Genomic DNA, 21,184 nt, shown 5'->3' with positions numbered 1-21,184 from the left:
GTTTTCGAGGATGGCGTGGGCGTTGGTGCCGCCGAAGCCGAAGGAGGAGATTCCGGCGATGCGGTGGGGTTGGGTCCAGGGGGTGGGGTGGGTGGGGATGTGGATGGGGTGGTTCCAGGTGATGGTGGGGTTGGGGGTGTGGAGGTTGAGGTGGGGTGGGATGAGTTGGTGGTGGAGGGTGAGGAGGGTTTTGATGAGTCCGGCGATGCCGGCGGCGGCTTCGAGGTGGCCGATGTTGGTTTTGACGCTGGCGATGTGGAGGGGGTTGGTGGGTGGTCGGTGGTGGGTGAGGGTGGTGGTGAGGGCGCGGATTTCGATGGGGTCGCCGAGGGGGGTGCCGGTGCCGTGCGCTTCGACGTAGCCCACCTCGTGCGGAGCAACCCCTGCGGTCTCGAGGGCCCGGCGGATGACCTGCTGCTGCGCGGCCGAGTTCGGCACCGTGATCCCGGAGCTGCGGCCGTCCTGGTTGACGGCGGTGCCGCGGACGACGCCGAGCACGGTGTCGTCGCCGGTGACGTCGGACTGTCGCTTGAGGACGACCACGCCGCAGCCCTCGCCGCGCACATAACCATCTGCGGCGGCGTCGAAGGTGCGGCAGGCACCGTTGGCCGACAGCATCCGGGCGCCGCAGAGCGCGATCCAGACGTCCGGGGAGAGCAGGAGGTTCACGCCCCCGACGAGCGCCAGATCGCATTCGCCGGCCCGGAGGCTTTGCACAGCCAGGTGCAACGCGACGAGCGACGACGAGCACGCGGTGTCCACGGCCACGCTGGGACCGGTCAAGCCCAGTGTGAAGGAGAGCCGGTTCGCGACGAAGTTGACCGCGCACCCGGTGGCGGCGTAGCCGTCGACCACCCCCGCGGCACCGCCGGCGCCGAGTCGTTCGTAGTCGGAGCCGCCGACGCCGATGTAGACGCCGGTGGGGGTGTTGCGGAGGGTGTCGGGGGCGATTGCTGCGGTTTCGAGGGCTTCCCAGGCGGTTTCGAGGATGAGGGTTTGCTGGGGGTCCATGGTGGTGGCTTCTCGGGGGGAGAGGCCGAAGAGGGTGTGGTCGAAGTGGCCGGGGTGGTCGATGAATCCGCCGTGGCGGGTGTAGATGTGGCCGGGTTGGCCGATGGTGGGGGAGTAGAGGGTGTCGTTGTCCCAGCGGTCGTTGGGGATTTCCCGGATGGCGGAGCGTCCGTTGGTGAGGAGGTTCCAGAATTCGTCGGTGCCGGTGGCGCCGGGGAAGCGGCAGCTCATGCCCACCACCGCGATCGGCTCCCGCTGCCGTCGCCGCAGTTCGGCCACTTCGGCCTTGGCGGTCTTGAGCTCGATCAGCGCGCGGCGCACCACGTCCTCCCGGCCGGGCGGGGCCGCCGGGCCGTGGTCGGATTCGCTCGGTGCGCGCATGGCCGCCTCCGTCATTCGGGTTTCTCCAGCTCGGCTTCGAGCAGCCGCAGCAGCTCGTCCTCGGACAGGCCGGCGAGTTCGTCCGGCAGGGCGTCCGCCGGGGTGACGTCCGTCCCGGCCGCCGGCTCCTCGGCCGGAACCGGCGGTTCGAGCACCTCGTGCACCAGGAACCGGGCCAGCGCCGCCACGTTCGGGTGCTCGAAGGCGACCGTCGCCGGCAGCTGCACGCCCAGCGCGGACTCCAGCCGGGTCTTCAGCTCCACGCTGGTGATCGAGTCCATCCCGGCGCTGAAGAAGCCGAGCTCGCGCTCCAGCGGCACGCCGTCCGTCCGGCCGAGCACGGCGGCCGCCAGCTGCTGCACGAGGTCCTCGGCCAGTCGCAGCCGGGTCGCGGCGTTCGCGGTGCCCAGCCGCTCCAGCAACGCCGTGTCCACGGCGCCGGTGGGCACGCCCACGTCGGGGTCGAGGTCGGCGAACAGCGGCCGGTCCCGCTTGGCCGACAGCACCGGCCGGAATCGCGCCCAGTCGACCGGGGCGACCGTGAGCTGCACGCGGGACGAGCCGAGCAGCCGGTCGAAGGCGTCGAGCCCCTCCGCGTCCGGCAGCACGCTCAGGCCCATCGCCTCGAAGTAGCCGGCGTGGTGGGCGGCCATGTCGCTGTCGGACCACCAGCCCCAGTTGATCGCGAGGCCCGGCAACCCGCGGCGGACCCGCTCGTGCGCCATGACGTCGAGGAAGTGGTTCGCGGCGACGTAGTGGCCGGCCAGCGCCGAGCCCCAGACCGACGACGCCGAGGAGAACATCACGAAGAAGTCGAGCTCGGTCGACGCGGTGACCGCGTCCAGCACGAGCGTGCCCTCGACCTTGGCCCGCAGCACGTCCCGGAAGCCCGGCCACGTCATGGCGGCGATCGGGGTGGGGGTGAAGACGCCCGCCGCGTGCACCACGCCGCGGATCGGCGGCCACGGCGTGCTCGCGGTGTCGAACAGGGCGGCCATCGCCGTCGCGTCGGCGACGTCCGCGTCCGGCAGGTGGACGGTGACACCGGCGTCCGCCAGCTGCCGCAGCACCCGGCCGGCCTGCTCGGGCGGCGGCCGCCGCCCGAGCAGGACCAGGTGCCGGGCGCCGCGTTCGGCCAGCCGGACGGCGATCCGGAGCCCGAGCGCGCCCCGGCCGCCGGTGATCAGGTACGCGCTCGCCGGATCGACGACGCCGGGGCGGGCCGCGGGCGGCCGTTCCGCGCGTTCCAGCCGGGCGACCAGCCGCTCGCCGTCGCGGTAGGCGACCTGGTCCTCGCCGTCGCTGCCGAGCAGTTCGGCGACGATCGCGGCGGCGTGGGAGCCGGGGTCCGGTTCGGCCGGGTCGAGGTCGATCAGCCCGCCCCAGATTTCCGGGTGCTCCAGTGCCACGACACGGCCGAGTCCCCAGGCCGGGGTCTGAGCCGGGGTCGCCGGGGCGCCGCCGGCGGCGACGCCACCCCTGGTCACCGCCCACAGCCGTCCCGCGGTGATCCCACCGGCGGCGGCGAGCAGCGGGCCGCAGGCGGCGGTGAGGGCCCGGTCCAGTTCGTCCCCGGGGCCGTCGACGGGCCCGGCGTCCAGCGCGCCGAGGTGCACGACGCCGTTGACGTCGGGGAGCCCGGCCAGGACGGTGGCCAGCCGGGCCCGCGTCGCGGCGGGATCCGGCTCGGCCACGGCGGCCGGTTCGAGAACGTGGGTGGCGTGCCCGGCGGCGGCGAGGTGGGCGGTGACCAGGCCGGCGAGCCCGCTGCGGTCGGCGAGCACCAGCCAGGTGCCGCCCGGCGGCTGGGGCACGCCCGCGGTCAGCTTGCGCGGCCGCCACCGGATCTCGTAGACATCGCGGTCCAGCGCCTCGGCCGGCCGGTCGGCGGTGGGCCGGGCCGGCAGCCAGTGCCGGGACCGCACCCACTGCCGGGGCGGGAGAGCCGCTCGCCGTCCCGGCCGGGTCAGCGAGCCGTGGTCCACCTCGTGGCCGAGCACGTGGAGGCCGCCTGCCGCGTCCAGCATGACCTCGCGCGGATCGCGGCCCGCCCGCATGGAGGCGAGCACGGTGCTGCCGGGCAGGGTCTGGCCGACGGCGGTGCCCAGCACGGCGTGCGGGCCGACCTCGACGACGGTGGTGGTGCGCGAGCCGGCGGCCGCGGTCAGCGCGGCACGGAACCGGACCGGCCGGACCACGTTGTCCGCCCAGTACCCGGCGGTGAACGCGGCCGGCCCGGCCGGTCCACCGTGGACGGTCGAGAAAACCGGCAGCGTCACCGGGACCGGCCGCAGGCCGTCGAGCCGTTCGCGCAGCTCGGCGGCGGCCTTCCGCATCAGCGGGGTGTGAAACGCGTAGTGCGGGGTGACGACGCGCCAGAAGACGCCGCGTCCGGCCAGCCCGGCGTGCAGGTCGTCGAGGGCGGCCCGGTCACCGGCCACGACGGTGTTGGCCGGGCTGTTGACCGCCGCGACGTGCAGCCGCCCTTCGAACGGGCCGAGGAGGTCTTCCACGGCATCGGCGGGCAGTCCCACCGCCGCCATCGCGCCCGAGTCTCGCGTCGAGGCCATCGCCTCTGCCCGGCGCACGACGATGTGCAGTGCGGTCTCCAGGTCGAAAGCGCCCGCGGTGTGGGCGGCGGCGATCTCGCCGACACTGTGCCCGATCACCGCGTCGGGGACCACGCCCCAGCGCCGCCACCGGGCGCTCAACGCGGCCTGGACCGCGAAGATGGCCGGCTGCGCGTACCTGGTGTCGTCCAATCGGGACACTTCGCGCGGCGCGGTCAGTTCGTCGAGCAGCGACCACCCCGCCAGTTCGCGGACGGCTTCGTCGCACGACTCGAGCACCGCGCGCGCCGCGGGGTCGGCCAGCAGGCCGTCACCCATCGCGGGCCACTGTGCGCCCTGTCCACTGTAGACGAAGAGCAGTCCCGGCCGGTCCTCCGGCCCGGCGGCGCGGCCGGTCCGCGCGGCGGGCCCGGACAGCCGGTCCGCCGCCTCCCGCGGGGACCGCGCGACCACAGCCGTCCGGTGAGGAAGGTGGCGGCGGTGCGCTCCCGCGGTGCGGGCGATGTCGCGCCAGCCGTCGCCGGTCCGGCGCAAGTAGTCCCCATACGCGGCCACGGTGGCGTCGAGTCCTGCCGCGGTCGAGGCCGACACGACGAGGAGCTCCGCACGATCGGCCTCCTCCTCGTCGGGGTCCGGCGCGGCGGGTGCGGGTGCTTCGGCCAGCACCGCGTGGGCGTTGGTGCCGCTGAACCCGAACGAGCTGAGCCCGGCGAGCCGCGGCCGTTCGCCGGCCCAGTCGGTGAGTTCGGTGGCCACGGTCACCGGCAGCCCGGCCCAGTCGACGTGCGGATTGGGGTCCCGGAAGTGCAGGTGCGGCGGTATCCGGCGGTGGTGCAGCATGAGCGCCACCTTGATCAGGCCGCAGACGCCCGCGGCCGCCTCCAGGTGGCCGACGTTGGTCTTCACCGAGCCGACGAGCAGCGGCGGCGGGCGGGTGCCGGTGTCGCCGCTCGCGCGCAGGCTGCCGGCCAGCGCGGTGAGCTCCAGTGGGTCGCCGAGCGGGGTTCCTGTGCCGTGCGCCTCGACGTAGCCGACCGCCTCGGGCGGCACCCCGGCGTCCGCCAACGCCGCGCGGACGACCTGCCGCTGCGCCTGGCCGTTGGGCACGGTCAGCCCGGCGCGGTGCCCGTCCTGGTTGACCGCGGTCCCGCGCAGCACGGCCCAGATCCGGTCGCCGGCCGCCTGGGCGTCCGCCAGCCGTTTGAGCACGACCACCCCGCACCCTTCGCCACGGCCGTACCCGTCGGCGGACGCGTCGAAGGTCTTGCACCGGCCGTCGGCCGACAGGGCGTTGAGCTTCGCCAGGCTGGCCGTGGTGACCGGGGAAAGCATCAGGTTCACCCCGGCGACCAGGGCCAGATCGGACTCGCCGGACCGCAGGCTGCGCGCGGCCAGGTGCGCGGCCACGAGCGACGACGAGCACGCGGTGTCGATCGCCATCGCGGGCCCGTCGAGCCCCAGCAGGAACGACAGCCGGCCGGCGGCGACGCTGAACGTGGTGCCCGTGGCGGCGTAGGCGTCGACGCCGGCGGACTCGTCCGCCGCGAGCAGCTGCCGGTAGTCGGACGTGTTGATGCCGACGAACACCGAAGTGGCCGAGCGCTCCAGCGCGCCGGTGGCGATGCCGGCGTCGTCGATGGCTTCACCCGCGACTTCGAGCAGCAGGCGCTGCTGCGGGTCCATGCCACGCGCCTCGCGCGGCGAGATGCCGAAGGCGTCGGCGTCGAACTCGTCCACCGGGCCGTCGAGGAAGCCACCCCGCAGTCCGGACCAGCCGCGGTCCGCCGGCACCTCGCCGATCGCGTCGCGTCCTTCGCTGAGCAGCCGCCAGAACGCCGCGAGGTCGTTGGCGCCGCCGGGAAACCGGCAGGCCATCCCGACGATGGCCAGTGGTTCGGCGTCGGCGGCCCGCCGCTCGCGCCGGACCGGGGCGGCCTGGTTTTCGCCGGCCAGGAACCCGGCCAGCCTGCCGATCGTCGGGTGGTCGAACACGACGGTCGCCGGGATCTCCCGGCCGAGCCGGGTTTCCAGCCGGTTGCGCAGGTCCACGACCATCATCGACGTCAGCCCGAGGTCGAACAGGCCGACGTCGGCGTCCACCGCCTCGCCGGATCCGGTGAGCACGGCGAGTTCCTGCCGCAGCCAGTCCACCAGCTCACCGGCGCGCGGCCGGTCCGGTCCGGGCGACGGCACCGCCGCGGCCACCGGCGGGGCAGGCGGCCGGGCGATGGCGCCGGCCGCCTTCCGGTAGGGCGTCCGCCGGAAGGCGTAGGTGGGCAGCTTGGCCGGACGGGCGGGGCGCGGATTCACCGCGGACCAGTCGACACCGACTCCGCCGGCCCAGGCGCTGCCCACCGCCTCCAGCATCCCGCGGTGCGCGTCGGCGGCGTGCCCGGGCAGGGTGGCGATGCCGCGCAGGCGTTCGCCGAGGCTGCCGGCCGTGCCGGCGGCGGCGGGAAGCAGGGCGCCGGGCCCCAGTTCGACCAGCGTAGTGGCGCGCCGCGCCAGCAGCGTGCGCACCGCCGCGTCGAACCGGACGGGTTCGCGCAGGTGCCGCACCCAGTAGCCGGGCTCGGTGACGTCGGCGCCCGCCAGGTCCCCGGTGGAGTCCGAAACCAGGTCGTGCAGGGGCGGCCGCAGGGTGGTGCCGGCGAACGCCTCGCCGAACTTCTCCAGCACCGGCTCCACCGACACGGAGTGGAAGGCACGGGAAACCGGAAGCCGGGTCGCCCGGACCCCGCGGTCCGCGAGGTCGTGCGCGACCTCGTCGAGTACGGCTGCGGGCCCGGAGAGCACGGTGTTGCGCGGGCCGTTGTGGACAGCGATCTCCGCATCGCCGGACCGGACCCGCGGCAGCCGGGCGGCCTCTTCGGCCGGGAGCGGCACCGCCAGCATGGCGCCCGGTCCGAGGTCGCCGAGCAGGCGTCCCCGCTCGGCGACCAGCCGGGCGCCGTCCGCGGCCGGGAAGACGCCGGCCAGCGCGGCCGCGGCGTAAGCGCCGACGCTGTGCCCGAGCAGCAGTTCGGGTGTCACGCCGACCGACTGCCACCAGCGGCCGAGCCCGAGCGCCATGGCGTACATCGCCGGCTGGGCCACCCGGGTGTCGGCGAACGCGGCGTCGTACTCGGGGCCGGAACGCACCAGGACCGACAGCGGCAGCCCGGCGACTCCGCCGAGCCCGTCCAGCACCTCGGTGACCACCGGTACCCGGCCGTACACCCCGGCGAGCAGCCCCACGGCCGGCACGCCGTGCCCGGGCGCGAGCAGCGCCACGCGCGGCGTGACGCCCGGCGCCTTGCGACCGCGCACCACCCCGGGTGCGCCGAGTCCGGCGGCGACGGCGCGCAGGCCCGACACCAGCTCGTCCCGCGTCGACGCGATCACGGCGGCGCGCTCGGGCAGGTCCGCCCGGCCGACCCCCGCCGTCCACGCGACCGCCGCGAGATCGAGGGAATCGGCGGTCTCGGCGAACGAGGCCAGCCGCTCCGCCTGGGCGCGCAGGGCTTCCTCGCCGGCGCCCGCCACCTTGACCAGAACCGGTTCGGCGTTCACGACCCGGCTGCCCTCCTTCCGGCGTCGGCGTTTTCGAGGATGGCGTGGGCGTTGGTGCCGCCGAAGCCGAAGGAGGAGATTCCGGCGATGCGGTGGGGTTGGGTCCAGGGGGTGGGGTGGGTGGGGATGTGGATGGGGTGGTTCCAGGTGATGGTGGGGTTGGGGGTGTGGAGGTTGAGGTGGGGTGGGATGAGTTGGTGGTGGAGGGTGAGGAGGGTTTTGATGAGTCCGGCGATGCCGGCGGCGGCTTCGAGGTGGCCGATGTTGGTTTTGACGCTGGCGATGTGGAGGGGGTTGGTGGGTGGTCGGTGGTGGGTGAGGGTGGTGGTGAGGGCGCGGATTTCGATGGGGTCGCCGAGGGGGGTGCCGGTGCCGTGCGCTTCGACGTAGCCCACCTCGTGCGGAGCGACGGCCGCCCGGCGCAGCGCGCTGCTGATCACGTCCTGCTGGGCGGCGCCGTTGGGCGCGGTCAGGCCGTTGCTCCGGCCGTCGTGGTTGACCGCGGTGCCCCGCACGAACCCCAGCACGTCGTCGTGGTCGGTGACGTCCGACTGTCGCTTGAGGACGATCACGCCGCAGCCTTCGCCGCGCACATAACCATCTGCTGCCGCATCGAAGGTGCGGCAGACGCCGTTGGGTGACAACATTCGCGCGCTGCAGAGCGCGACCCAGACGTCGGGGGAGAGCAGGACGTTCACCCCACCCGCCAGCGCGAGGTCGCATTCGCCGCCGCGCAGGCTTTGCACGGCCAGGTGCACGGCGACCAGCGACGACGAGCACGCCGTGTCCAGCGCGAGGCTCGGGCCGGTCAACCCCAGCTCGAACGAAAGCCGGTTCGCCACGAAGTTCACCGCACTACCCGACGCGGCATACCCGTCGGACGCGGCGAGGCCGAGTCGTTCGTAGTCGGAGCCGCCGACGCCGATGTAGACGCCGGTGGGGGTGTTGCGGAGGGTGTCGGGGGCGATTGCTGCGGTTTCGAGGGCTTCCCAGGCGGTTTCGAGGATGAGGGTTTGTTGGGGGTCCATGGTGGTGGCTTCTCGGGGGGAGAGGCCGAAGAGGGTGTGGTCGAAGTGGCCGGGGTGGTCGATGAATCCGCCGTGGCGGGTGTAGATGTGGCCGGGTTGGCCGATGGTGGGGGAGTAGAGGGTGTCGTTGTCCCAGCGGTCGTGGGGGATTTCCCGGATGGCGGAGCGTCCGTTGGTGAGGAGGTTCCAGAATTCGTCGGTGCCGGTGGCGCCGGGGAAGCGACAGCTCATGCCCACCACCGCGATCGGCTCGTCCGGGACGACGGCACCGGCCCGGGACCGGCGGGGAGCGGGCCGCGGCGCGGCACCTGCCAGGAGCGCGCGCACGGCGTCCTCGATGGACGGGTGGTCCCAGGCGAACGTCGACGGCACCTCGGTGCCGAGCCAGGCGGACAGGTCGGCCGCCAGCGCGGCCGCGTGCACCGAGCCGAGGCCGTATTCGGTGAACGGGCGGCTCAGGTCGACCTCTTCCACCGGCGTGCCCGCGTGCCGGGCGACGTACTGCCGGATGTGCGACTCGACGTCGCCGATCGTCCGGTCCGGACGCGGGCGCGCGGACTCCACAGTGGACTGGGCACGCGGGCGCACCTCGGCCAGGTCACCCCGCAGGTAGTCCGCCCGGCAGGACTTGCGCCGCACCTTCCCGCTGGACGTGACGGGGATCTTCCGGGGCGCCACGATCACCAGCCGGTGGATGCCCAGCCCGTGCTCGTCCGTGACGTCGCGGCGGATCGCGGTGGTGATCTCGGCCAGCTCGGCCGCGGTCACCCGGGGACGCGCGAGCTCCTGGACGACGACGAGGCGCTCCTCGCCGTCGGCGTCGACCCCGAACGCGGCCGCGCGGGTGGCGGCCAGCAACGGGTGGCTGCGCACCGAGGTCGCCTCGATGTCCTGCGGGTAGACGTTGCGGCCCTGGAAGATCATCAGGTCGCCGGCCCGTCCGGTGACGAACAGCTCGCCCTCGACGAAGACCCCGAGATCGCCCGTGCTGAGGTACGGCCCCTCGCCGGTGACGAGGGTGGCGCCGAAGGTCTCCTTGGTCGCCTCCTCCGCGCCGAAGTACCCGGCCGACACGCTCGGGCCGCGCACCCAGATCTCGCCGATCTGCCCGTCCGGCAGAGGTTTCCGGGTCTCCCGGTCGACGATCACGACGTCGATGCCTTCGGCCACGGCGCCCGAGCCGACCAGGCCGGCGGCCTTCGCGGCGCTCTCGGGCAGGCGTACCTGCCCGGCCTCCAGCGCCGGCTTGGACACGAGCCGGACTTTCGGGCCGTCCCCGGTCGGGGTGCCGGACACCACGAGCGTGCCCTCGGCCAGTCCGTAGCAGGGGTAGAAGGACGAACGCCGGAAACCGCACCGCTCGAAGGACGTGGTGAACCGGTCGAGGACGTCGGCCCGGATCGGCTCGGCGCCGTTGAGCGCGCACGTCCAGCTGGACAGGTCGAGGTGGTCCTTGCTGTCTTCGCCGACCCGATCGCAGCAGAGGTCGTAGGAGAACGTCGGCCCGGGACTCGCCGTCGCCGCGAACCGGGTGATCGCCGCCAGCCAGCGGACCGGGTCGCGCAGGAACGCCAGCGGGGACATCAGCGCCATCGGAAATCCGGTGTACAGCGGGAAAACGATCCCGCCGATCAGTCCCATGTCGTGGTAGGGCGGCAGCCAGCTCACCGCGGAGCTGTCGACGCTGAAGCCGAACGACCGTTCCGCGGTCTTCGAGTTGGCCACAAGGTTGCCGTGGGAGACCATGACACCCTTCGGGTCGGCGGTGGACCCCGAGGTGTACTGGAGGAACGCCACGTCGTGCGCGCGGCCACCGGTCCCGGTCCAGTCGTCCTGCCTGCCGTCGACCACTTCGGACGTCGCGATCACCTTCGGCAGCAGGCTGAACCGGTGGTCGCCGCCCGCCGGGACGTCGTCCGGGCCGCCGACGACGAGCAGCCGCGCGTCGGCGTCGCGGGCGATGGCGTCGATGCGCCCGGCGTGCCGGGAATTGCCGGAAGGATAGGCGGGCACCGCGATCCGGCGCGCGTAGAGACAGCCGAAGAAGGCGGCCAGGTACTCCGGCCCCGGCGGGCACAGCAGCAGCACCCGGTCGCCGGGCCCGGTGTGCTCCCCGAGCGTGACGGCCATGGCCCTGGCCCAGGCGTCGAGCCTGCCGTAGGACATCTCGGAGACGACCATCTCGCCGTTGTCCGGGTACTCCAGGAACCGGAACCCGATCCGGTCGGGACGTTCCGCGGCATGCCGGCGGAGTACGTCGGTGATCGTGTGCGGTGGCGCGAGGCTGGACATCGACAGTGGACCCATCCGTCTGGTAGCGGACTCCCCCGGAGTCTGCTGTCCCGAAGGCGATCGAGATCCGAACCTAATCGCGTGCCCCGCCCCCGGCGGGCCGCTGTCAGTAAGTTGCAGTGCCCGTCGTCGCGGCGTCGAGAACGGGCGTCAGCTTGCTGCCACGACCGCCCGGGCCCGCACCGGCGGCGTGGCAAGGTGGGCCGCCGCAAGGACTTTCGGGCCCGGAACGGGGAGGCAGCAGTGGGTGAGGCCAGCAACGGCGAATTGCGGACCGGATTCGCCTCGCTCCGGCGCGGCGGCCTGAACTGGGATTCGTTCCCGCTGCGCCTGTTCGCCAAGGGGAACCGGAAGTTCTGGAACCCGGCCGACATCGACTTCGGCGGGGACGCCGCCGACTGGGCGGCCCTGACCGACGAGGAACGGCGCTCGGCGACGTACCTGTGCGCGCAGTTCGTCGCGGGAGAGGAAGCCGTCACCGAGGACATCCAGCCCTTCATGAAAGCCATGTCGGCCACCGGCCGGTTCGGCGACGAGATGTACCTGAGCCAGTTCTGCTTCGAAGAAGCGCGGCACACCGAGGTCTTCCGCCGGTGGATGGACGCGGTCGGCCTGACCGAGGACCTGCACCCGTTCGTGGCCGACAACCCGCACTACCGCAAGCTGTTCTACGAGGAGCTGCCCGCCTCGCTGCAGCTGCTGGAAGCGGACCCGAGCCCGGTGAACCAGGTGCGCGCCAGCGTGACCTACAACCACGTCATCGAGGGCAGTCTGGCGCTGACCGGGTACTACGCCTGGCAGAAGATCTGCGTCACCCGGGACATCCTGCCCGGCATGCGCGAGCTGATCCGGCGGATCGGCGACGACGAGCGCCGGCACATGGCGTGGGGCACCTTCACCTGCCGCCGGCACGTGGCCGCCGACCCGAAGAACTGGGAAGTCGTGCAGCAGCGCATGTGGGAGCTGCTGCCGCACGCGCTGGGCCTGATCGAGTGGGTGAACGACCAGTTCGAGGTGCCGCGGCCGTTCGACGTCGATCCCCAGGAGTACCTGGGCTTCGCGGGGGAGCGGGCGCAGCGCAGGCTGGGCGCCATCGAATCGGCCCTCGGCGTCCCGCTCGAGCGGATCGACGTCGACTATTCGCCGGAGGAGCTCGAGGAGAGCTTCGGCGAGGAGGACGCGAAGCTGCTCGCCGAGGCGGGCGACGTCGCCTGACGGCACCCTACTTGACGCCTTCTGACAAGTAGTGCCAGACTGGCTCCGGCCCTGGTGAACAGGCATGGGGCGGGCCGGCGGGTGTCGTGGCAGCCGCCTGGGCGACCGGCCCGTTGCCGAACGGGCCCGACCGACTCCCGGGGGGAATGTGGCGTGAGCCGTCCTGTTTCGATCGACCGCAAACGGTGGTTCGTCCTCGCCGCGGTGTGCCTGTCGTTGCTGCTCGTGGTCATCGACAACACGGTCCTGATCGTGGCCATGCCGTCGCTGATGCGGGACCTGCCTGCCAGTGCGGCGGAGTCGCAGTGGGCCTTCAGCTCCTACCTGCTGGTGCTGGCCGGGTTCGTGCTCACCGGAGGGGCCGCGGCGGATCGCTACGGCCGCAAACGCGTGCTGCTGACCGGCATGGCCCTGTTCGGCACCGCCTCGCTGGCCGCGGCGTTCGCGGCGGCACCGTGGCAGCTGATCGCCGCCCGTGCGGTCATGGGCTTCGGCGCGGCACTGCTGATGCCCGCCACCCTCGCGGTGCTGATGCACACCTTCACCGAGGCCGAACGGCCGAAGGCGATCGGGGTGTGGACGGCGGCGGCCGCGGTCGGCAGCGCGGCGGGCCCGGTGCTGGGCGGCTACCTGATCACCACGTTCTGGTGGGGCGCGGTGTTCCTGATCAACGTGCCGATCAGCATCGGCTGCGCCGTCGCGATCACGGTGCTCGTGCCGGGCGAACCGGGCGCGCGCGACAAGCCGCTCGACTGGGCGGGCGCGCTCCTGTCCGTGATCGCGATGGTCACGCTGGTCTGGGCGGTCACCTCGGTGCCGAAGGCGGGCTGGGGCTCGGTCGAGGTCTGCGCGTTCGGGGCCGCCGGCCTGCTGGCGCTCGCCGCGTTCATCGGGTGGGAGCGGCGCTGCGCGGCACCGATGCTCGAGTTGAGCCTGTTCCGCAACCTGCGCTTCAGTGCGGCCGTCCTCGGCGGCCTGCTGGCGACGTTCGGCATGGCGGGCGCCCTGTTCCTGCTGACCCAGCACTTCCAGCTGATCCTCCGGTACAGCCCGGTCGAGGCGAGCCTGCGGATGATCCCGCTCGCCCTCTCCCTGCTCGTCAGCAGCAGCATGCTCAGCGCGATGGTCGGCAGGCGGCTGGGTGCGCCCGCGGCGATGCTGGGCAGCATGACGGTGGCGGCGGCGGGGCTGGTGCTCATCGGCCTGATGCCCGCGGACTCCTACCTCGGCAGCCTGCTCGGCCTGGTCCTGCTCGGCCTGGGGCAGGGGGTGGGCGGCCCGGTGGTGGGCAACGCGCTGATGAGCTCCATCCCGCTCTCGCACGCCGGCGTCGGCTCGGGCGTCAACAGTACGGTCCAGGAACTGGGCAACGGGCTCGGGGTGGCGATGCTCGGCACCCTCCTGACGGCGTTCTTCGTCTCCGGCCTGCCGCCCTCGCTGGAGGCGTCCGGACGCACCTCGTTCACCGACGCGATCCAGCAGGCCGGAGCCGGCCCGGCGGCGAACGACCTGGTGACGCAGACGCGGGAGGCGTTCAGCGCCGGCCTGACGCTGAGCCAGCTGGTCGGGGCCGCGGCGGTGTTCCTCGGTGGCGCGGTGGCCGCGTTCCTGCTCTGGGTCACCAGATCGGCGGCCCAGCCGCAGCCGGTCGTCGCGGCGGCCGGGGAGCCGGGCCGGTCGGGGCAGTAGGCGGGCCGCGGGGCCAGGCGATCGGTCGCGCCGCGGCCGCCCACTTTCGACGCGGCATCGCCAGCTCCGCCCTGCAGCGGCTGGCCGAGGCCGCCGTGGCCTGCTCCGGCTGATCAGGTCGGCGGCCCAGCCGGGCGGCCGCAGAGCCGGCCCGGCCGGGGCGGTAGACCGCCGACCCGCCCTACAGCGGCTGCCCGGCGCCGGAGTCGGAGTGGTCGCCGATGAGGCCCAGCCGGACGGCCTGCACGCCGGCCTGGAACCGGCAGGTCACGTCGAGCCGGGCCATCAGGTCGGCGACGTGCCGCCGGTAGGTCCGCACCGACAGTCCCAGCTGGCGGGCGGCGGCTTCGTCCTTGTAGCCGTCGCTCAGCAGGCCGAGGACCTTCGAGGTGAGCTCGTCGCCCGGTTCGATGCCGTGCGTGCGGAACTCCTGCAGTTCGACCGCCTCGGCCCAGACGGCGTCGTACAGGGCGCAGAACCCGCGGACGATCTCCCGGTTGTGCACCGCGAAGATCCTCGGCTGGCCGTAGGACGTCGTGGTGCGCAGGATCGCCACCTCCCGGTCCAGGATGGTCAGGTCGGGCAGCTCCCGCCGGGACACGCGCACCTGCAGGCGGTCGTCCGGTCCGTCGAGGCAGGTGGCGGCCTCCGGCGCGGAGATCGCGCCCGGCGGTGACAGGACCTGGGCCGTCCAGCCCGGTGACCGCGGGCCGAGCCGGCGCAGCAACGCCGGCCGCAGCTCGAGCTTCGGCCTGCGGTCCCACACGGCGTACAGCCGCACCGGCCTGCTGTGCGAGCGGCGCACGAACCAGTCGAGAATCGGCTCGAGCTTGTCCTCGCTCGAGTAGAATGCCGCCGCTTGCGACGGGTTTTTCCGCTGTGCGTGAAATGTGCTCGATGCGACGTCGAGCATTTGCTGTGCCTTGTCGAGTGCGTGTTCCACCGCGGAATGGTTTGTCACAGGATGAGCCAGTTCGGTCAACGCGTCCCCCGTGTCGAAGTCCCCGTCGCCGCGCTCGCACGAAGATCATTTCGTGCGAGCGGCGCTCGATAGCGCAGGTCGCGGCGATCCATCCTCCCTTTTGCTACAATAGTCAGTGGCGCTGTACGTTCGCTGTGCCGGCGGTGTACGTGTGCTGTACTGGGGGGTGACGGTGTGTTGCTGCGTGCGCTTGGCACGGTGGATATTCGCCACGGCTCGACGTGGAACGGTGTGCGCACTCCCAAATTGAGAATGTTGCTCGCCATTCTGCTCAGCAACGCCAACCGCGTTCTCTCCGCCGAGTACATCATCGCCGAATTGTGGGGCGGGTTTGCGCCGAAGGGCGTGGTCAACCAGCTGCACGGATATGTCATGCGATTGCGGCGGCAGCTCGAGGACGTGGCAGGCGTCTCGCTGGAAACCCGGGCGCCCGGCTACCGGCTGGTCGTCCCGGAGGGCGGGACGGACGTCGCGGTGTTCACCGACCTGGTGGACCGGGCGCGGGACGCCCACCGGGCCGGCGATCTCGACCGCGCCGCCGACCTGCTCCGGCAGGCGCTCGACCTGTGGCGAGGACCGGCCTACGCCGACGTCCCGAGCACCGCGGCGGTGAGCGCCGCGGCCGACCGGCTGGAGGAGCAGCGGCTGATCGTCCTCGAGCTGGCCGCCGAGATCGACCTGGACCGCGGGCTACCCGACCGGGTGGTGACGTCGATGCGCGTCCTGATCGCCGGCAGGCAGATCCGGGAGCGGGCCTGGTTCTGCTACATGCTGGCCCTGTACCGCTGGGGGCGGTCGGCGGACGCGCTGGACGCGTACCAGCGGTTGTACGAGCGGTTGAGCGGCGAACTGGGGCTGGAGCCGAGCGCGTCGATCAGGGCGCTGCACAGCCGGATCCTCCGGCACGACGGCGAACTGGACACCATGGTCTGCGCTTCGGCGTGGGGCGGCGCCGAGCCGGCAGGCCCCACGCCGCCGAGCCCGGCGGCGGCCGGGCCGGGCGCGGTCGCCGGGACGAACGTCGTGGTGCCACGCCAGCTCCCCGCCGACGTCTGGCGGTTCACTGGCCGGGCCGGCCGGCTCGCCGAGATCGAGGCGCTCGCCGCCGACGGCGACGGCCGGATCGCCGCCGTGATCGACGGGATGCCCGGTGTCGGCAAGACCGCGCTGGCCGTGCACGCCGCCTACCACCTCGCCGGGCGGTTCCCCGACGGTCAGCTGTTCGTGGACCTGGCCGCGTTCTCCCGGCCGGAGGACGCCACCTCGGTACTGGGGAAAATGCTGCTGGCGCTCGGGACGCCCGGGCCCACCATCCCGCCAGGGCCCGCCGAGCGGGCCGCCCTCTACCGCAGCAGGCTCGCCGGGACGGGGACGCTGATCGTCCTCGACAACGCTGTCACCGAGGCCCAGGTCAGGCCCTTGCTGCCGGCGACACCCGGCTGCTTCGCCATCGTGACCAGCCGCCGCAGGCTCGGCGGGCTCGACGGCGCACACCACCTCTCGCTCGACGTCCTGACCGGTGCCGAGGCGACCCTGCTGCTGTCGCGGATGATCGGGGACAGCCGGGGCGAGGGCGACGAGCAGGCCCTGCGGGAGGTCGCGGAACTGTGCGGGAGGCTGCCGCTGGCGTTGAGCATCGCGGCCATGCGGTTCACCGGCAGGCCGCAGTGGACGGTCGCGCACCTGGCCGCCCGGCTGCGCGACCGGCACGGCGCGCTCAGCCACCTCCGCGCGGGCGACCAGGACCTGACCAAGGCCTTCCGGCTGTCCTACGACCGGCTCCCGGCCGGCAGCCGGGCGGTGTTCCGGCAGCTCGGCCGGTATCCGGGCACGTTCTCCTGTGCCTCGGCCGCGGAACAGGCCGGGATGGCGGTGGCCGACATGGACGTGATCCTGGAACAGCTGGTGGACGAGCACTTGCTCGAGCAGCCCGAGGCGGGGGAGTACCGGCTGCACGCGCTGCTGCGCCAGTTCGCCCGTTCCCTTTCCGGGCCCGCGGAACCGGAACCGGAACCGGGCGGGGCCGTGACCGTGCCGCACCAGGCCGGCCGGCTCCGGTGACCCGGAGCCGGCCGGCCGGTGTGCTCAAACCGGGAGGATCTTGCCGGGGTTCATGATGTCCCGGGGGTCCAGTGCCCGCTTGATCTCCCGCATCACGTCGACGGCCGCGCCGTGCTCCAGGACCATGGCGCCGGCCTTGCCTTGGCCGACGCCGTGTTCCCCGGTGCACGTGCCGCCCATCGCGATGGCCCGCTCGGTCAGCCGGTGCACCAGCTCCCTGGCCCGGGTCACCACGGCCGCGTCGGACTCGTCGATCATCACCAGCAGGTGGAAGTTGCCGTCGCCGACGTGGCCGATGATCGGCGCGTCCGCGCCGGTGGCGAGGATGTCCTGCTGGGTCAGCTCGACGCACTCGGCCAGCCGCGAGATCGGGACGCAGACGTCGGTCGGGATGCCCTTGCGGCCGGGGTACCGCGCGTGGATCGCCCACCACGCGTCGTGCCGTGCCCGCCAGAGCTTGGTGCGGGCGGCCTGGTCGGTGGACCACTCGAACCGCCCGCCGCCGTGCTCGGCGAGGATCTCGCCGAGCAGGCGGGCCTCGGAGGGCAACACCGCGTCGGTGGCGTGCAGCTCGAAGAACAGGTGTACCTTCTCGTCGAGACCCAGGCCGGAGTACTCGTTGCACGCCCGCACCGAGGCCTCGTCGAGCAGTTCGATCCGGGCCAGGCCGAGGCCGGCCGCGAGCGCGTCGGTCACCGCCCGGCACGCCGCGTGCACCGACGGGAACGAGCACACCCCGCTGCCGATGCGTTCCGGCACCTGGTACAACCGGACGGTCAGCTCGGTGATCACCCCGAGCGTGCCCTCCGCGCCGACGAACAGGTGGGCGAGGTCGTAGCCGGCCGACGACTTGCGGGCGAGCGAGCCCGCCCTGGTGATCCGGCCGTCCGGCAGCACGACCTCCAGTTCCCGCACGTTCTCCCGCATCGTGCCGTACCGCACGGCGTTGGTGCCCGAAGCCCGCGTCGAGGCCATCCCGCCGAGGCTGGCGTTCGCGCCCGGATCGACGGGGAAGAACAACCCGCTGTCGCGCAGACGGCGGTTGAGCTCCTCCCGCGTCACCCCCGGCTGGACGGTGGCCGTCAGGTCGTCGGCCGACACCCGCAGCACTTTGTCCATTTTGGACAGATCGAGGCAGATGCCGCCGCGCGGGGCGTTCAGCTGGCCTTCCAGCGAACTCCCCGCCCCGAACGGGATCACCGGCACCCCGTGCTCCGCGCACCGGGCGACGATCCAGCTGACCTCCCCGGTGTCTTCCGCGGTCACCACGGCTTCCGGTGGCTGCCGGGGCAGCCAGGTCACCGTCTGGCAGTGGTGCTCGCGGACCGCCGCGGCCGTCGAGACCCGGTCCGGGAAGCGCTCGCGGAACGCGGCGACGACCTTGGCGGTGCTCATGCCGGTGCGCACAGGATGTCGTCGACGATCTTCTCGATGTAGTCGGTGATCGTCACGTCGCGATCGAGGAACGGCACGATCTCGCGGGTCCGCTCGTACAGCGCGCGCGTCTGGGCGCTCAGCCCGTCGGCCCCGCGGATGTCGGCCGCCTGGCAGGCGCACAGCAGCTCGAACGCGACCACGTACATCGTGTTGCGCAGGACGTCCCGTGCGCGCCGTGCCGCGACGAACCCGAGCGAGACGATGTCCTGGAAGTCCGCGGTGCTGGTGAGCGACTGCACCGAGACGGGGGTGGCGAGCGTCCGGTTCTCCGCGGTGATCGACGCGGTCATGAACTGCCCGCCCATGAGGCCGAGCCGCAGGCCGGCGTCCACGCTGCAGAGGAACGGCGGCAGGCCGTTGCTGTTGCTCTGGTCCAGGAACCGGTCGACCCGGCGGTTGGCCAGGTTGCAGAGCGTGGTGAGCGACAGCGTGAGGTGGTCCATCGCCATCGCGACGTACTGGCCGTGGAAGTGCCCGTTGTGGAACACCTCGTCCTCGTCCGGCAGGATCAGCGGGTTGTCGTTCGACGAGTTCAGCTCGTCCTCGACCGTCTCGCCGATCGTGCGGAGACTGTCCACGATCGGGCCCAGTATCTGCGGGGTGCACCGGATCGAGTAGGCGTCCTCGATCTGGTCGCTGCCGCGCTGCGCGCCGGCGGAGGCGTCCATCTCGTCCGCGAGCGCCGCCTCGGTGTGCGACTCGTTCACGGCCAGCCGGGAGCCGTCCAGGACGGCCCACAACCGCTCGGCGACCTCCTGCTGCCCCCGGTGCGGCTTGAGCTTGTGCACCCGTGGGTCGAAGGGCTTCGTCTTGCCCGCCAGCCCTTCGACCGACAGCGCCGACACCAGGTGGTAGATGTCCACCAGCCGGCGTGCCTGCGCGTACACCAGGCCGCCGAGACCGACCATCCCGGATGTCCCGTTGATCAGGGCCAGCCCGTCCTTGGTGCTGAGCTCCATGGGCGCGATGCCCGCGCGCCGCAGGGCCTCCGCGCCGGGCAGCTCGACGCCGCCGAGCCGGGCCTTCCACTGTCCGATGCAGACCAGCGCGATCGCGGCCAGCGGGCCGAGGTCGCCGCTCGTGCCCAGCGAGCCCTTCTCCGGCACGCACGGGGTGATGCCCGCGTTGAGCACGGCGATCAGCTTGTCCAGGTTCTCCGGCGCCACCGCGGAGTTGCCCCGGGACAGCGACACGATCCGGGACATCATGATGGCGCGGACCGTGGTGTCGTCGACGTACGCCCCGACGTTGGTGGCGACCGCGTTGATCAGGTTCTCCTGCAGCTGCCGGGCCAGCGACACCGGCACCAGCCAGCTGACGAACCCGCCCATGCTGGTGTTGACGCCGTAGATGACCCGTCCGTCGGAGACGAACTTCTCGAGCGTCTGCCGGGACCGGCCGACCCGGTCGCGCACCGAGGCGTCGAGCGTGAGCGGCCCGGCGCCGGCCGCCACCTGCCGCAGTTCTTCCAGGGTGACCCGCTGTCCCGCGGTGAGGGTGAACGTCACGTCAGCGGTCCTCGCTCGTCGTTGATCAACGCGACCAGGATGTCCCGTTGCCCGGTGAACGCCGTGCGGCCGTGTGCCACCAGCGTGTTGTCCACGATCAGCAGTTCGGACGCACGCAGCGCGAGGGGAACTTCGACCGACTTGAGGAGGTCGTAGAGCGTCAGCGCGTCGTCGTCGGTGATGGTTTCCCCGTTGCCGTACAGGATGTCGTCGAGCAGTTCGGGGTCCCTGTGCCTGGCCGCGTCCAGCTCTTTCCAGTCCTGCTCGCGGGCGTCTCCCTCGGCCCAGGCCATCATGCAGGCGGGTGCGAAGAAGTGTGCCTGGTTGAACCAGACTTCCTTGCCGCTGACCGGATGCCGCCGGGTGGCCGGGAGGATTTCCTGGTACAGCTGCACCGTGTCCTCGTCGAGCCACCGGGTTTCCCAGTTCTTCGCGGCCGCCAGCCGGTCGACTTCGGCGCGGTCGGTGGTCCCGAAGACCTCGGACCAGACCTTCTTCACCCCCGGCTTGCGATGCGCGGTCCGTTCGGACGGGAGGGTGCGGCGCAGCCGGAAGCCGTGTGCCTCCGCCTTGTCCCGGATGTGCGCGGGCACGAGCCCGAGCACCTTTCCCATGTCGCCCAAGGTGGACAGTCCGCCGCTGTCGGCGGGCCGACGGCAGAAGAAGGCGATGCGGGCCGGTGGATCGGTCGTGTAGGCCATCTCCTGGTGCAACGGGATCGACCAGTCCGGCGGGGTGCTCGTCGCCGTCATGATCCGGCCCAGCACCCGTTCCCGCGGGGACGTGCCGCCCACGTAGTCGCGCAGCCGGGGCGACACCGCGCGGATCGCCTTGTCGAAGTCCGACGCCTCGCGCAGGGCGTGGAACCCGCGCAGCAGCAGGGCGCCCTCGGCGGCGACCACCTCGTCGACAGCCGGCTTGTGCTCGGCGAACCAGGCGCACACCGAGTCGATCGGCTCGTCGGCGCCTTCGACGATTTCCCAGGTCGCCGGATACCCGTCCGGTCCGCTGAGCTGCCTGTGTCGGATCATCTGGCCCACTCGCTTTCTCAAGGCATGTCGAGCTGCGGAGGATTCGCTGGGGGGCAAAGGGAATCGATCCCACGCAACCGGACGCGACCAGCAGCGTCAAGCCGATCCGCCTGCGATGGCAGGAAGTCGCGACGCCGGTCGCGGTCGCGCGACCCGGGGGTGGCAGCTTGCTGTCAGGCAGCGGTGGGGGTACCGGCGCGCGCCCGGACCGTGGTCTCGGCCGCCGACGAAAAAAGCTGGTCCGCACCGGACGGTGCGGACCAGCTTCGGGTTTGCCCGGCGGGCGTGGCCGGGGTCAGGCGGTCGTCTCGCCGCCCTGTTCTTCGTGGCCGGCGCCGATGCTGACCGGCGGGGCGTCCGGGATGGACGAGGGCCGGCGTTCACCGCGGAAGGTGAACTTCGCCTGGTCGTCCTTGTCCTCGGGGTT

At 72.6% G+C, this 21,184-nt stretch carries 10 protein-coding genes; 3 read left to right on the top strand and 7 right to left on the bottom strand.

Features of this window, described 5'->3' with window-relative positions; all coding sequences use genetic code 11:
- The 3 genes from AB0M30_RS46320 to AB0M30_RS46310 all read right to left on the bottom strand — a co-directional run.
- The coding region (locus AB0M30_RS46320; protein WP_364598745.1) for a polyketide synthase at window positions 1–1,392 on the bottom strand (1,392 nt) is incomplete at its 3' end.
- Window positions 1,393–1,403: 11 nt separating this feature from the next.
- Window positions 1,404–7,514 (bottom strand): SDR family NAD(P)-dependent oxidoreductase, encoded by a 6,111-nt coding sequence (locus tag AB0M30_RS46315; protein WP_364598742.1) that lies wholly within the window; start codon window positions 7,512–7,514, stop codon window positions 1,404–1,406.
- A complete protein-coding gene (locus tag AB0M30_RS46310) occupies window positions 7,511–10,834 on the bottom strand; it encodes a beta-ketoacyl synthase N-terminal-like domain-containing protein (RefSeq protein WP_364598739.1) in 3,324 nt (1,107 codons plus the stop codon). The genes AB0M30_RS46315 and AB0M30_RS46310 overlap by 4 nt, the downstream gene beginning before the upstream one ends.
- Before the next feature lie 243 nt (window positions 10,835–11,077).
- On the opposite strand from AB0M30_RS46310, the gene AB0M30_RS46305 reads away from it, so the two are divergent.
- Together AB0M30_RS46305 and AB0M30_RS46300 are read left to right on the top strand one after the other, a co-directional pair.
- Window positions 11,078–12,049, top strand: coding sequence for a R2-like ligand-binding oxidase (locus tag AB0M30_RS46305; protein WP_364598736.1), 972 nt, complete (start codon window positions 11,078–11,080; stop codon window positions 12,047–12,049).
- Window positions 12,050–12,202: 153 nt separating this feature from the next.
- Entirely contained in the window at window positions 12,203–13,738 is a 1,536-nt protein-coding gene (locus AB0M30_RS46300; RefSeq protein ID WP_364598733.1) for an MFS transporter, read from the top strand.
- Window positions 13,739–13,919: 181 nt separating this feature from the next.
- Here the strand turns inward: AB0M30_RS46300 and AB0M30_RS46295 are convergent, their stop codons facing one another.
- Entirely contained in the window at window positions 13,920–14,681 is a 762-nt protein-coding gene (locus AB0M30_RS46295) for a hypothetical protein (RefSeq protein ID WP_364598730.1), read from the bottom strand.
- 213 nt (window positions 14,682–14,894) lie between these two features.
- Here AB0M30_RS46295 and AB0M30_RS46290 point away from each other — a divergent pair, with 213 nt between their 5' ends.
- Window positions 14,895–16,781 (top strand): BTAD domain-containing putative transcriptional regulator, encoded by a 1,887-nt coding sequence (locus tag AB0M30_RS46290; protein WP_364598727.1) that lies wholly within the window; start codon window positions 14,895–14,897, stop codon window positions 16,779–16,781.
- A 24-nt stretch (window positions 16,782–16,805) separates the two neighbouring features.
- On the opposite strand, the gene AB0M30_RS46285 is transcribed toward AB0M30_RS46290, so the two are convergent.
- Genes AB0M30_RS46285 through AB0M30_RS46275 form a run of 3 tightly spaced genes read right to left on the bottom strand, consistent with a single transcriptional unit; the run spans window position 16,806 to window position 20,757 of the window.
- Entirely contained in the window at window positions 16,806–18,176 is a 1,371-nt protein-coding gene (locus AB0M30_RS46285) for an FAD-linked oxidase C-terminal domain-containing protein (protein ID WP_364598724.1), read from the bottom strand.
- Window positions 18,173–19,726: a phenylalanine aminomutase (D-beta-phenylalanine forming) gene (locus AB0M30_RS46280; protein WP_364598721.1), complete on the bottom strand. Its 1,554-nt coding sequence runs from the start codon at window positions 19,724–19,726 to the stop codon at window positions 18,173–18,175. Before AB0M30_RS46280 ends, AB0M30_RS46285 begins: the two co-directional genes overlap by 4 nt.
- A complete protein-coding gene (locus tag AB0M30_RS46275; RefSeq protein WP_364598718.1) occupies window positions 19,723–20,757 on the bottom strand; it encodes a TauD/TfdA family dioxygenase in 1,035 nt (344 codons plus the stop codon). Before AB0M30_RS46275 ends, AB0M30_RS46280 begins: the two co-directional genes overlap by 4 nt.
- Between the last annotated feature and the right edge of the window lie 427 nt (window positions 20,758–21,184).

It is taken from the genome of Amycolatopsis sp. NPDC051716, from assembly GCF_040681595.1.
GTDB lineage: Bacteria > Actinomycetota > Actinomycetes > Mycobacteriales > Pseudonocardiaceae > Amycolatopsis.
The sequence above is the reverse complement of the archived record's forward strand: the minus strand, read 5'-3'. Positions and strand labels throughout refer to the sequence as shown.

Excerpts from the sequence above, each read along its gene's own strand:
- AB0M30_RS46285 (WP_364598724.1), bottom strand. The coding sequence starts at position 18,176 with ATGAGCACCGCCAAGGTCGTCGCCGCGTTCCGCGAGCGCTTCCCGGAC.
- AB0M30_RS46275 (WP_364598718.1), bottom strand. The coding sequence starts at position 20,757 with ATGATCCGACACAGGCAGCTCAGCGGACCGGACGGGTATCCGGCGACC.
- AB0M30_RS46310 (WP_364598739.1), bottom strand. The coding sequence starts at position 10,834 with ATGTCCAGCCTCGCGCCACCGCACACGATCACCGACGTACTCCGCCGG.